Source organism: Limnohabitans sp. 63ED37-2 (assembly GCF_001412535.1).
In the GTDB taxonomy this organism is placed as follows: domain Bacteria; phylum Pseudomonadota; class Gammaproteobacteria; order Burkholderiales; family Burkholderiaceae_C; genus Limnohabitans_A.
On record NZ_CP011774.1, the window covers coordinates 1,929,376 to 1,942,136 of the forward strand.

General features: G+C 61.9%; 12 protein-coding genes. 3 read left to right on the top strand and 9 right to left on the bottom strand.

Features of this window, described 5'->3' with window-relative positions; genetic code table 11:
* The first annotated feature begins 157 nt into the window (after nt 1-157).
* The 3 genes from L63ED372_RS09125 to L63ED372_RS09135 are packed head-to-tail and all read left to right on the top strand — an operon-like array spanning nt 158 to nt 3,119.
* A complete protein-coding gene (locus tag L63ED372_RS09125; RefSeq protein WP_062405489.1) occupies nt 158-1,378 on the top strand; it encodes a nuclear transport factor 2 family protein in 1,221 nt (406 codons plus the stop codon).
* Nucleotides 1,375-2,784, top strand: coding sequence for a L,D-transpeptidase family protein (locus tag L63ED372_RS09130; RefSeq protein ID WP_156343592.1), 1,410 nt, complete (start codon nt 1,375-1,377; stop codon nt 2,782-2,784). Before L63ED372_RS09125 ends, L63ED372_RS09130 begins: the two co-directional genes overlap by 4 nt.
* Before the next feature lie 44 nt (nt 2,785-2,828).
* Entirely contained in the window at nt 2,829-3,119 is a 291-nt protein-coding gene (locus L63ED372_RS09135) for a 2Fe-2S iron-sulfur cluster-binding protein (protein WP_062407866.1), read from the top strand.
* Between the two features lie 18 nt (nt 3,120-3,137).
* On the opposite strand, the gene ntrC is transcribed toward L63ED372_RS09135, so the two are convergent.
* The 9 genes from ntrC to L63ED372_RS09180 form a co-directional block, all read right to left on the bottom strand.
* Nucleotides 3,138-4,673 (bottom strand): nitrogen regulation protein NR(I), encoded by a 1,536-nt coding sequence (gene ntrC / locus L63ED372_RS09140; RefSeq protein ID WP_062407868.1) that lies wholly within the window; start codon nt 4,671-4,673, stop codon nt 3,138-3,140.
* Nucleotides 4,674-4,707: 34 nt separating this feature from the next.
* Nucleotides 4,708-5,769: a nitrogen regulation protein NR(II) gene (gene glnL / locus L63ED372_RS09145; RefSeq protein ID WP_062405493.1), complete on the bottom strand. Its 1,062-nt coding sequence runs from the start codon at nt 5,767-5,769 to the stop codon at nt 4,708-4,710.
* Complete coding sequence (locus L63ED372_RS09150) at nt 5,766-6,419, bottom strand: hypothetical protein (RefSeq protein ID WP_231624465.1); 654 nt, start codon at nt 6,417-6,419, stop codon at nt 5,766-5,768. The genes glnL and L63ED372_RS09150 overlap by 4 nt, the downstream gene beginning before the upstream one ends.
* 5 nt (nt 6,420-6,424) lie before the next feature.
* Nucleotides 6,425-7,840, bottom strand: coding sequence for a type I glutamate--ammonia ligase (glnA, locus tag L63ED372_RS09155; RefSeq protein ID WP_062405497.1), 1,416 nt, complete (start codon nt 7,838-7,840; stop codon nt 6,425-6,427).
* A 232-nt stretch (nt 7,841-8,072) separates the two neighbouring features.
* Entirely contained in the window at nt 8,073-8,900 is an 828-nt protein-coding gene (locus L63ED372_RS09160) for a competence/damage-inducible protein A (protein WP_062405500.1), read from the bottom strand.
* Between the two features lie 39 nt (nt 8,901-8,939).
* Nucleotides 8,940-9,875: an EI24 domain-containing protein gene (locus L63ED372_RS09165; RefSeq protein ID WP_062405508.1), complete on the bottom strand. Its 936-nt coding sequence runs from the start codon at nt 9,873-9,875 to the stop codon at nt 8,940-8,942.
* Between the two features lie 23 nt (nt 9,876-9,898).
* Nucleotides 9,899-10,861: a sterol desaturase family protein gene (locus L63ED372_RS09170; RefSeq protein ID WP_062405510.1), complete on the bottom strand. Its 963-nt coding sequence runs from the start codon at nt 10,859-10,861 to the stop codon at nt 9,899-9,901.
* A 6-nt stretch (nt 10,862-10,867) separates the two neighbouring features.
* Complete coding sequence (locus L63ED372_RS09175) at nt 10,868-11,767, bottom strand: polysaccharide deacetylase family protein (RefSeq protein ID WP_082431652.1); 900 nt, start codon at nt 11,765-11,767, stop codon at nt 10,868-10,870.
* A complete protein-coding gene (locus L63ED372_RS09180; RefSeq protein WP_062405512.1) occupies nt 11,751-12,710 on the bottom strand; it encodes a YVTN family beta-propeller repeat protein in 960 nt (319 codons plus the stop codon). The genes L63ED372_RS09175 and L63ED372_RS09180 overlap by 17 nt, the downstream gene beginning before the upstream one ends.
* Nucleotides 12,711-12,761 lie beyond the last annotated feature (51 nt).

A 12,761-nucleotide genomic window follows, 5' to 3' on the forward strand; every position in this document is an offset into this window, starting at 1 on the left:
GTGGGTGTTGAGGGGATTTTTGCATGGCACACCCGGCGCCCACAGTCACCTGTGCAAAGGGGCTCCAGACCCCGTTCACCAAAACCATCCAGCCCACCGGGGCCCGCCAGGGATTCGCCCGATAAAATAGACCCCTTTTTATTGGGTCCAGCCGTTCATGTTGTTTTCCCCTTTTGAGTCAAGGCGTTTGGCCCTTTTGCGGCATGCCCGCTGCTTGGCCAAGCTGACACTGTCCGTGGGTCTGATCGGGGTGACATCGGCCACATGGGCACAAACACCTGCAGCCGCCGAAGAAGCCATCAAAAAAGCCCTGCAAGCCGGGCAACTCACGCAAGCCCGCCAGCTGGTGCAAAAAGAGCGTCAGAACGCGCCCCAAGCGGTGCAATGGCGCTTCATGGAAGGCGTGGTTCAAGCCCAGCAGGGTCAGATTGACAAGGCCATCGAGACCTTCAAGCAAATCACCCAAACACACCCCGACCACTCCGAGGCCTACAACAACCTGGGCGTGCTGTACGCGTCCAAAGGTGAGCTGGAAGCCTCCAAAACTTACCTGGAAAAAGCCCTGCAAACCCACCCCAGTTATGCAGCCGCCCACCGCAATTTGTCGGATGTGCACAGCCAACTGGCCAAACAAAGCTACGCCAAGGCCCTGCAGGTCGACCCCAAAGCCATGGCAAGCGCTCCTCAATTGACCTTGCTCGGCAGCATGGGCAACCAGCAACGCGTGCAGCCCCCGGCCACCCATGTGGCCTCGCTCGCGCGGCCTGCTGAACCGGCTGCATCACCTGCCCCCGCTGCAGTACCCGCACCAGCAGCGCCACCGACCGTTGCAGCGGCGTCTGCACCTGCCGCAACCACGGTGGCCAAGGCCACCACCAGTGCACCTGCCGCTGCCCCCACAGCATCGGCGGCGGCAGCAGCAACCGCACCGGCCAAGGCCGCAGCACCCGCCAAGCCCAGCACCACCGTTGCAGCAGCGGCCCCTGCCGCAGCGCCAGCAGCCCCCCCTGCAGAAAAGCCAGCCGCCGATACACGGCAAGCTGACCGCGCCGCCATCGACAAAGCGGTGCGAGACTGGGCCAAGGCCTGGAGCAACAAGGACATGCCACGTTATTACGCCGCCTACGCGAGCAATTTCACACCCGCCAATCGGGCCAGCCGGTCGCAATGGGAGAGTGACCGCCGCATCCGCATCGTGTCCAAAAAATCGATCTCGGTGGAAGTGCGGGAGATGAAAGTCAGCTTCACAGGCGAGACGGCATCGGTCCGCTTCCAGCAGCTCTACACCTCGGACAATTTGAAGGGCAGCAGCCGCAAGACCCTGGAGATGGTGCGTCAAGGTAACCGCTGGCTGATCGTGCGCGAGTCGGTGAATTGAAACCCCGTCGCGGATTGCCGCCCCACGCTTCCCCAGGCCGCCCTGAGGCCAGCCCCGACACAGCCCCCGTGCCCAAACCCCAGGCCTGGCGACTGAAGTGGCTGGGCATCCTGGGCGTGCTGATGATGGTGGTGGCCTGCCTGTGGTGGTGGGCCGACAGCGAGGACACCCGCCTCCAAAATGTCTGGCACCGCGTCAGCCTCAGCATGGGCTGGGCCTCCTCGCCAGCAAAGCAGTGGCGTCTGGACTTCACCCCGCAGCCCGGAAATTCGCAGCTTGCCAACACCACAGATCCCGAGCACTTGGTGCGGCAGATTTATGCCCACCTGGGCGACGGCGAGCGGGCCCAGGCCCTGGCTACAGCCAGTGTGCTGGTGGAGCGGTTCCCCACCTTCCAACTGGGCCAGCTGCTGTACGCCGACTTGCTCAACATCAGCTCGGCCAAGCCGGTGGCTTGGCCCGATAACGAAGAGCTCAATGCACCGTCTTTGCGCAAGCGTCTGGACGAGCTGATCCTGGAGTCCAAACGCCGACTTCAGCGCGACAGTGCCCAAAGCCTGCAGGGCAAAATTCCGACCGCTCTGACCTACCTGAGCCCTCAGCAAACCTATGTGGCGGCGGTCGACGCCTCCAAGTCGCGTCTGTATTGGTTTGAGAATCGCAGCGGCCCCGATGGGCGTTTGCAGCTGCACTTGGTCAAGGAAACCTACATCTCTGTGGGCATCAACGGGGTGGGAAAGCACAAAGAGGGCGATGGCAAAACGCCTTTGGGGGTTTACTTCATTCTGCGCAATTTGCCCGGTGAAGGTCTGCCCGATTTGTTTGGTGTGGGCGCTTTGACGCTGAACTACCCCAATGCGGTGGACCTGACGCGCAAGAAAACGGGCTCGGGCATCTGGCTGCATGGCACGCCCAGCGCCCAATACGCCCGAGCACCCGAGTCCACCGACGGGTGTGTGGTGCTCTCCAACCCCGAAATGCAGCGCTTACTGCAAATGCCCGAGCTGCGCATGACACCGGTGGTCATTGCCGAGCAACTCGAATGGGTGAACGCCGACCAAGCCAAACAGTCGTGGGACGCTTTTAAGCCCACCCTGGACAAGTGGCTGCAAGCCCGCAACGGCCGCGACCCGCAGGCCCTGAAAACCCACTACAGCCCGCGCTACGAACAAGATGGCCAGGGCCTGGAGCAAGTCTGGCCCCGACTGGCCCAAACCACTTTGGGTTACAGCCAAAGCCAGCCGCTGGAGTTGGTGTCGGTGTTGAACTGGAAAGACCAAGAGCACAACATGGTGGTGACCCTGAGAGACCCCAACCAGACCCACCCCCAAGGCGCGTCGTATTTGCGCATGTATTGGCAAAAGGAAAATGGCCAATGGCGGCTGGTGTTTCAGGGGCCGACCTGATTGGCTCCGCGCTTCCAACCCGACCGCCCAGCCGCCAAAGCCGCATGAACACCGAAATCCCGTTTTTTAATGGCCGCATCTCGCCCGATGGCGGCAGTTTTGACGCGTGGAAAACGCAAAGCCTGCTCGACTCGCTGGAGCAAGGCGGCTTGCAGTGGCCCAGCTCCTGTCGATCGGGCACTTGCCGCACCTGCATTGGCCAACTGGTCTCAGGCCAGGTGCACTACGAGATGGAATGGCCCGGTCTCACGGCCGAAGAAAAAGCCGAGGGCTGTGTGCTGCCGTGTGTGGCGCGGCCGCTCGGCGATGTGGTGCTGCAAGACCCCTTCGCCTGAGACCACGGCCAGCGGGCTTCAGCCCTCTTCCAAGCCCAGCTCCTGGATTTTGCGGGTGATGGTGTTGCGGCCGATGCCCAGTTTTTGTGCCGCCTCGATGCGCCGGCCCCGCGTGGTGGCCAGCGCCGCCTGAATCAGGCTGGTTTCGAAACGGCGGGTGAGTGCGTCCCACACATCGGTGCGGCCCGATTTGAGCAAGGCCAAGGCCTCTTGCTCCAAGTCGGCCTCCCAGGGCATGGCCGCTGGGCGAACCACGGGGTTGTCCATCGGTGACGCCAAGTTGTGCGCGTGCGCGGCTCGGTCGGGGTCAGCCAGATGGCTGGCGTCTGACAGCCCCAATGGCGCATCGCCCAAACTTGTGCCTGCGACCACAGGCGCGGCCACACCCGAGAGCCCCTGCACCTCAGGGGGCAGGTCCTTGACCTCAATCAACTGGGTGGGCGCCATCACGGTGAGCCAGTGGCAGATGTTTTCAAGCTGGCGCACATTGCCCGGAAACTGGAATTGACCCAAGCGCTCGAGCGCCGCATCGGCCATGCGTTTGGGCTCCACCCCCAGCTGCTGGGCGCTGCGCTGCAAAAAGTAACGCGCCAGCACGGGCACGTCTTCATGCCGCTCACGCAGTGCGGGTAGGCGCAGACGAATCACATTCAGGCGGTGGAACAAATCCTCGCGGAACGCGCCTTCCTTGACGCGTTGCTCCAAGTCTTGATGGGTGGCGGCGATCACACGCACATTGGCCTTGACGGCGCTGTGGCCGCCCACGCGGTAGAAGTGGCCGTCCGACAGCACACGCAGCAAACGCGTTTGCAAATCAAACGGCATGTCGCCGATCTCATCGAGGAACAAGGTGCCGCCATCGGCCTGTTCAAAGCGCCCGCGCCTGGAGGCTTGTGCGCCCGTGAAGGCGCCGCGCTCGTGGCCAAAGAGTTCGCTCTCGAGCAGGTCTTTGGGAATGGCCGCCGTGTTGATGGCCACAAAGGGCTGCTTGGCACGCGGCGAGTGTTTGTGCAGCGCGTGCGCCACCAGCTCTTTGCCCGAGCCCGACTCGCCCGTAATGAGTACCGTGACATGGCTTTGCGCCAAGCGGCCGATGCCGCGAAAGACATCTTGCATGGCCGGGGCCTGGCCGAGCATTTCGGGCGCGTCGTCCATTTTTTCTTCGGCCACGTCCTCGCGCTGGCTCTCGCCCACGGCGCGGCGGATCAGTTCCACCGCCTTAGGCAAATCAAAGGGCTTGGGCAGGTACTCAAAAGCCCCGCTGGAAAAAGCCGATACGGCGCTGTCCAGATCAGAAAACGCCGTCATGATGATGACCGGCAAACCGGGCATGCGCTGCTTGATGGCGGCGAGCAAATCCAGGCCCGAGCCGCCCGGCATGCGGATGTCGCTGACCAAGACCTGAGGGCCGTCGCTCTCGCCTTCGGCCTCCAGGGCCTTCATCACCTCGCGTGGGTTGGTGAAGCTGCGCGTGGGCAATCCTTCGCGCAGCAATGCTTTTTCGAGCACAAAGCGGATGGATTGGTCATCGTCTACGATCCAGATCGGCTTCATCAAGGTGGCTCTTTCAGTGGTCATGTGTGAGGCTTCAAGGCAGGGGAATCAAGATCTTGAAGTCCGTACGGCCCGGCTCACTTTCACACTCGATCAGGCCATGGTGTTGTTGCACAAAGGTTTGCGCCAATGTGAGCCCCAGGCCAGAGCCACCTTCGCGCCCCGAAATCAACGGGAAGAAAATGCGGTCCTTGATCGAGTCTGGAACACCAGGCCCGTTGTCCATCACATGCAATTCCAATGCCAGGCGATATCGCTGCTTGCCAAATGTGACTTGCCTCAAGATCCGGGTCTTCAGGGTGATCTGCGCATCGCCCTGCGCCACGCGTTCTTGCAGCGCCTGCGCCGCGTTGTGTGCGATGTTGAGCACCGCCTGGATGAGCTGCTCGCGGTCGCCACGAAACTCGGGGATCGAGATGTCATAGTCGCGCACCACACGCAGGCCCCGAGGGAACTCGGCAAGAATCAAAGCCCGCACACGTTCACACACCTCGTGGATGTTCACATCGCCCACCACATGCGGCCTGCGGTGCGGCGCCAGCAAGCGGTCCACCAAGGTTTGCAAACGGTCGGCTTCGTGGATGATGACTTGGGTGTACTCGGTCAGCTCCTTGTCGTTGAGCTCCATCTCCAGCAACTGCGCCGAGCCGCGAATGCCGCCCAGCGGGTTTTTGATCTCGTGCGCCAGGTTGCGGATCAGCTCCTTGTTGGCCTGGGCCTGGTCGAGCAGGCGCTCCTCGCGCTCTTGGCGGGTTTGCTGCTCCACTGGCAACAGTTCCACAATCACCTCGTCGGGCAAATCGGTCATGGCCACGATGACGTGCACGGGCAAAGGCTCGTCGTGGTGCAGGCGGCGCAGCTGCGCCTCGTAGCGCAGCGCCGCAAACTCATTGGACTGCGCCCCAGACAAAGCCAGGATCAGGGGCTGGGGGTCGACAAAGTAATCGGGCAAGTGCGAGTCGTAGAGCGTACGCCGGGACAGGCCCAAGGCATCTTCGAGCGCCGCGTTGACAAAGCGCACACGGCCTTGGCCCTGCATCACGGCCACAGGCGTGGCCAGCAGGTCAAAGGCCTGAAATCGGTTGGGCAGGTTCATGGCATGCGGACGCTGGTATGAACCGGGCGACGCGACAACTCGCGTTGCAGGCTGTCGATGTCGCGTTCGGTGCGCTCGATGGCCGCCTTCATCTCAGCCACACGGTCCAGGTATTTCTGGTGGTTGCGGGTCTCGGCGGCCCACTTCTCGGGCTCGCCTTGGTTGTAGCTGTGCACCAACTGCGCCAGTTGTGCACGGGCTTTGTCCAGCTCCTGCATCAGGATGGTGCGTGCTTGGCCATCGCGCTCGCTTTGCTGCACATCGGGCAGGCGTGAGGGCACTGCGGGGGTGCGGGGCTGAGCTGCAGCGTTGGGGGCAGCGGCCACGGGCTCGGCTGAGGCGCTGCGTGTGGGCACGGCAGCGGAAGTTGACGCCTGAGGCTGAATCGCGGGTCGAGTGCCGTTGATCACGGTGATGGCCTGTGGGGCCAGCGGCTCGCACAGCGCGGGCTCACGCGGGGCGTTGGTGTATTCCTGGCCGCAGCGGTAGACGGCTTGCTGGGCCTGCGCGGGCGGGCTGGTAAACACCGACCCCAAGGCCGACAGCCACAACGCTAAAAGGACGGCCGAAGCCGACGGTGACCATGAAAAAAGGACGGCCGAGGCCGTCCTTGTGGGGCATTGCACAGGTGGGTGTGCAATGGTGCTCATGCTGATTACAGCGAGTAGTACATGTCGTATTCAACCGGCGACACTTCCACGCGGCTGCGGTTGACTTCTTGCATCTTCAAGTCGATGTAAGCGTCGATCCACGAGTCGGTGAACACGCCACCCTTGGTCAAGAAAGCGCGGTCGGCGTTCAGTGCGTCCAGAGCTTGGTCCAGGCTGGAGCAAACGGTGGGGACCAATTTGTCTTCTTCTGGAGGCAAGTGGTACAAGTCTTTGGTCGCTGCTTCGCCGGGGTGGATCTTGTTTTCCACGCCGTCCAAGCCCGCCATCAACAAGGCTGCGAAGCCGAGGTAAGGGTTGCACAATGGATCGGGGAAACGGGCTTCCACGCGGCGGCCCTTGTCGCTGGCGACGTTGGGGATGCGGATCGAAGCGGAGCGGTTCTTGGCCGAGTAAGCCAACTTGACCGGTGCTTCGTAGTGCGGAACCAAACGCTTGTAGCTGTTGGTGCCAGGGTTGGTGATCGCGTTCAGGGCACGGGCGTGCTTGATGATGCCGCCGATGTAGAACAAGGCGAATTCAGACAAACCAGCGTAGCCGTTGCCCGCAAACAGGTTCTTGCCGTCTTTCCAGATGGACTGGTGAACGTGCATGCCGGAACCGTTATCACCAGCGTAAGGCTTGGGCATGAAGGTGGCGGTTTTGCCGTAAGCGTTGGCCACGTTGTGGATCACGTACTTTTGCAGCAGTGTCCAGTCAGCACGCTCAACCAGAGTGGAGAAACGTGTGCCGATTTCGCACTGACCGGCGCCAGCCACTTCGTGGTGGTGCACTTCGACCGGGATGCCCACGGATTCGAGGATCAGCGACATTTCGCTGCGCATGTCGTGTGTGCTGTCGACTGGAGGCACTGGGAAGTAGCCACCCTTGACGCGGTTGCGGTGGCCTTTGTTGCCGCCGTCCATCTTGGTGCCGCTGTTCCATGGGGCTTCGGCTTCGTCGATGGCGTAGAAAGTGTTGTTCGGCTCGGTGCTCCAACGCACTTCGTCAAACAAGAAGAACTCTGGCTCTGGACCGAAGTAGGCGGTGTCGCCCAGGCCCGATTGCTTGAGGTAAGTCTCGGCACGCTTGGCGATCGAACGTGGGTCACGCTCGTAGGCTTTGCCGTCGGTGGGTTCGATCACGTCGCAGATCAGAACCAGGGTGACTTCTTCGAAGAAGGGGTCGATGATGGCGCTGTTGGGATCAGGAATCAACAGCATGTCGGAGGCTTCGATGCCCTTCCAGCCAGCAATCGAAGAGCCGTCAAAAGCCTGACCGTCTTCGAACTTGCTTTCGTCAAACTGCGACACGGGCGCAGTGATGTGCTGCCATTTGCCACGGGTATCGGTGAAACGGAAGTCAACGAACTTGACTTCGTTCTCTTTCACCATGTTCATCACGTCTGCGACGGTCTTGGCCATCAAAATCTCCTGAAGGAAAAGGGGTTAAATAGTGGACGCACAACTCTTGCAGTTTCTGTGCCAACCGGCCCAGTCCACCCAAGCTGAACAACCCCAAATTGTGCCTTGAGCTGAGTGGTTTGGGCGCTGGCCGGCAGAAAAAAGCACCCAGCGGCGGGTCATCTCGGCAGCAACACCCCGTCCAGCCTGCCCTTTGTTGGTGCAATTTTGCACCATTTTGGTGAATTTTGAATCAACGCACCAATTCGGGGCCGTACTCGACGGAAAAAGCCTGCAGGCCCTGGCGCAAAGCCACATAGGCCGCATCGGCATCGGCAGGCTGGCCTTTGACGCCCAACTCGATGTGGCGGCCCCATTGCGGGTGGTCCACACTGGGCAGGCTGAACACTTTCACACCCGGGTGCGCGGCTTCGATGGATTCCATCAGCGGCGTCAGGGTGGCTTCCATCGCACCGAGCACAATCACCGACTTTTCGACATAGGCGTCTTGCCTGAAATGGGCGCTGTAGTGGGTGTCGAGCACCGACTCGATCATGGGCCAGGCCATGACTGGAAAGCCGGGCACAAAGTGCACCGCGCTGCCACCTGGGCCGCTGCAGCTGAAGCCGGGAATCTTGTTGTAAGGGTTGGGGATGATGGTCGCGCCTTGGGGGAAAGTGCCCATGTTCAGGCGGTGCAGGTTGTCGGCCCGCTCGGGCTCGTAGGCCAGGCCTTGCTCTTTGGCCGTGTCCTGAATGCGCTCCTGGATCAGGCGCTTGGCTTCGGGGTGCAAGGCCAGCGGCAAGCCCAAGGCTTTGGCGGCGCATTGGCGCGTGTGGTCGTCGGGCGTGGCCCCAATGCCGCCACAGCAAAACACCACATCGTTGGACTCAAAAGCCCGCTGCAAGGTGGCGGTGATGCGCTCGGGCGTGTCGCCCACGTACTCGGCCCAGCTCAGGCTGAGACCTCGCGCGTTCATGAATTCGATGACTTTGGGCATGTGTTTGTCTTGGCGCTTGCCAGACATGATTTCGTCGCCAATGATGATCAGGCCAAAGTTGGGGGTCATGGGAGTGCTCATGAAAAACAGATAAAAAACTGCCCGACTTCCAGGCAGGTGTCAGAGTTTAGGGCGAGGCACAACGTCGGTGATGCCGCCACTCGGGTCTTGCGCGTCAGTGCCCAGCCGGGCCGCGCTGTGTGGCGAAGTGCTCACCGCTGCAGGCGTTGCGGACAACACATTGTCCTCGGTCACGGGCTGGGGCTCGTCCCGCAGGGCCTGCAGGGCAGCGAGGCCAAAATGGGCAAACCACAGCGATGAAAAGGCGAAGACCAGGGTGTAAATCCAGATGGCGACGGGCACCAAAATCACAAAGGCCGCGGCAAACAAAGCCCCCGAGGCCCACACCAGGCTGGGCGCTGCGCCCATGAGTCCGGTGACCACACCGATGCCCAAAAAGCTCATGCGGTGGCGTGCCATGAGGGTGTGGCGCTCGTCGGCGCTGGCAAATTCGGCCAGCACGTCAAAGGCCATGACGCGGTAGGTCAGCCATCCCCAAATCAATGCGGGCAGCACCAAGGCCAGGGGCGGCACCAGCCACATGGGCAAGGTCAGCACCAAGGCCCCCAGCGCCAGCAAGAGCGAGAAAAAGGTCCACCCCAAACTCCGCAGCAAGCTGCCGCCGTGCTTGCGCTGCAAACCTGCAAAACGCCGCTCGGCCACCATGCGGGTGAGGGCCGGGGTCATCAAAAACGACACGGCCAGCAAGGAGGCCACCACCACCAAGGGCGTGAAAGCAAAAATCACCAGCAAGGGGGCCACCACGGTTTTGAGGTTGCCCAAGCCCACCCCCTCGAACCAGCGCCAAATCGTGTCCAGCCAGTCGCTGGCGTCGAGCCAGCCGCGCACAAAGGTGACGGCCGTGTCCCAATACAAATATCCCAAGAGCCCGGACAGGGCCACGATCAGCACCAAGGGCAAGACCGACAGACCGATCACCCGCGGATACAGGCAATACAGGGCCGAGCGCCAAAAGGAGTCGATCAGAAGTTTCATGGCGGAAAGCTTAACCCAAGCCCTCAAGCCCGCCCAAACAAGCGCAGCAGGCCCAGCCACTGCTGCGACCAAAAGCCCTGCCCGTAGTCGCGCCCTTTTTCCACCTGGTCGCGGATGCCGGTGGGGTCGTAGCGCCGTGTGAAATCGGCCGTGCCAAACAGCATGTCCCACCAGGGCAGCAGCACGCCGTAGTTGCAGCCGCCCAGGCGCAGCTCGCCTTGGTGCTCGCGCTCGTGGCCGATGCCAATGCTGTGGTGGCGCCGGTGAAAACGCGGGCTGACCCACAAGCGCTCGCCGACTCGGCCAAACCAGATGCGCAAGTTGGCGTGCTGGAAGTTCTCGCTCAATTGGCCCAGCGCCACCAGGGCCACAAACTGGCCTGGCCCCACACCCACCAGCACCGCCACCACCGACAGGGCCAAACTGGTCAGCACGTCGTCAAGCAGGTGGTTGCGGTTGTCGGACCACATGGTCATCTGGCGCTGCGAATGGTGCAGGCTGTGCAAGGCCCACCAACGGGGCAGCTGGTGCTGGCCTCGATGGATCCAGTAGTTCACAAAATCAAACACCAGCAGGTAAATCAAAAAGCTGACCCAGGCCACATCGGTGACACCGGGCCAGACCTGGTCGAGGTGCCAGGTGGGTGCACCCAGGCCACGCAAGCTGCCCCAGGCTTGCTCAAAGAGCCAGTCGAAGGAAAAAAACATGGCCAGCTTGAACAGACCCAGGCGCTGGATCAGGGTGTAGACCACGTCCACCCGCACGGCCCGGGGGTCGTGCAGGGGCTCGGCGGGCCAGCGCCGCTGCATCGGGCCCACCACCAAGAGCAAGACCGCGATTTGCAGCAGCCCCACCACCAGCCAACCGGTGCCCTCAAAGGCTTTGTCGAGCAAGTGGGCTTGGCCCACGGCGAACACCAGCGGCTGCACCACGGCCTCGAACAGGCTTTGTTGCAAAAAAGAAAAGGCGTCGATCAGGCTGTCCATGGCATGTCAATGTCGGGGCACGGGAGGCTTCACTAAATTGTGCGGCGAAGGTGCCAACTGCAAAGGCTGCAGGCGTACAGCCTCGCGGTATTGGGGGTGTTCGCGCAAGGTGGCAAAACACAGGCCCCGGGCCTTGAGGCCCACAATCAAAGGCTCCAGCACGGCCGGGGCCCATGGGTCCTGGCGCGACCAGATGCCCAGATGGGCCATCAGAATGTCACCAGCGCGGATGTTTTGCAGGGCTTTTTGCAGCAAATGCGCATTGCTGTAGCGCTCGCTGGGCAGCTCGTCGCCCAAAAAGCCCGCGTCCGCCCAGCCCACATGCGCAAAACCACATTGCCGGGCCGTTTGCAGCAGCCGGGGCGAGGTTTTGCCACCGGGCGCACGAAACAAGGGCAAGGGGGCCTGCCCGGTCAGGTCTTGCAATCGGCTGGCGGCGCGGCGCAGGCTGTCGCAATACTGCTGGGCGCTCCACTGCAGGTTTTGCCCAGCCAGCGGTCCGGCAGTGGGGCGGATGCGAAAACGCACATCGCCCGGGCCATCGAGGTCGGCCCGCCAATACGCGTGTTCCCAGGTGTGTGAGGCAAAAGCGTGGCCTTCGGTCCCGCGTGCACGCCACCAGGCGGCCCAGTGATCTCCGAGGGAGCCATCGCCTTGCTGGGTTTTTTCGTGCGCGGCAAAAAAAGTCACCGGCACTTTATGGCGCTGCAGAACCTGGGCAATCAGAGGGGCTGTGCCCATGTGGCCGGTATCGAAGGTGAGGTAGACCGGGCGGGTGCAGGCGGCAGGCTCTGCCAGGCCGGGCGCTGTGGCTTGGGCTTGGACCGTTGCACTGGCCAAGGCGCACAGCGCCAGCCAGGCCGCAGCCAACCCATGACCGAAGTCAGTGTCAGTTGCGCGGCGCATGGTCCAAAGTCCAGACCCCGTGCGGCGACTTGCCCACCGGCACTTGGCGGATCAACTTCCGCGAAGCGATGTCGATCACGCTCAATTTGCGTGACCAACGCGAGGCCACCAAAATCAGTTGGCCATCTGCCGTGATGTCCATGCAGTCCGGGCCCGAGGGGCCGGGCAATTGCGCCACCACTTTCCAGTCAATGAAATCGATCTGGCTGATGCTGTTGGCCACGCGGTTGCTCACAAACACATGGCGCTTGTCACCGAGGGCCCGAAAAGCGTGTGCCCCTTTGCCCGTTGGGATGGTCTTGAACAAGCGGGGTTTGGGGCCGCTGATGTCGTAGACCTCCACCCCATCACCACCGGTCAGGCCCACCATCAGGTATTTGTCATCGGGTGTGCCATACACATCGGCGGGCACCGCACCCACCGGGGTGCGTGTGGTCAAGGTTTGGGTGTTCAGGTCGATCGAGACGATCTCGTTGCTGTCTTGCATCGTGGCCCAAACCGTTTGGCTACGGCTGTCGATCCACAGGTGGCTGGGAGTTTTGCCTGTGGCAATGCGTTTGGATAAATGCGCGTTTTGGCCATCCCAGCGGTAAATGTCCACATGGTTCAAGCGGTTGGCGGCCGTGACAAACCACTTCATGTCGGGCGAAAAACGCAGGTGGTAGGGGTCCAAAATGCCGGTGACCGTGCGCTGCACTTGGGCGGTGCGCGGGTCAATGAAGGTGAGGGAATCGCTCATGGCGTTGGCCACGATCAGCGATTTCTCATCCGGGGTCAAATAAAGATGGTGCGGCTCTTTGCCGGTTGGAATGCGCTTTTTCTCCGTCCATGTCACGGGATCGATCACACTCACGTTGCCGTCGAGCGAGTTGAGAACAAACACAGGGGCCGGCTGCTTGGCCAGCACAGGGCCTGCAAGACAGGCCCAAAAAACACAAAGCAAAAGTCTGGAAAATGCACAAAAACGGATCACTGGGGGGCTTTCAAAATCGCG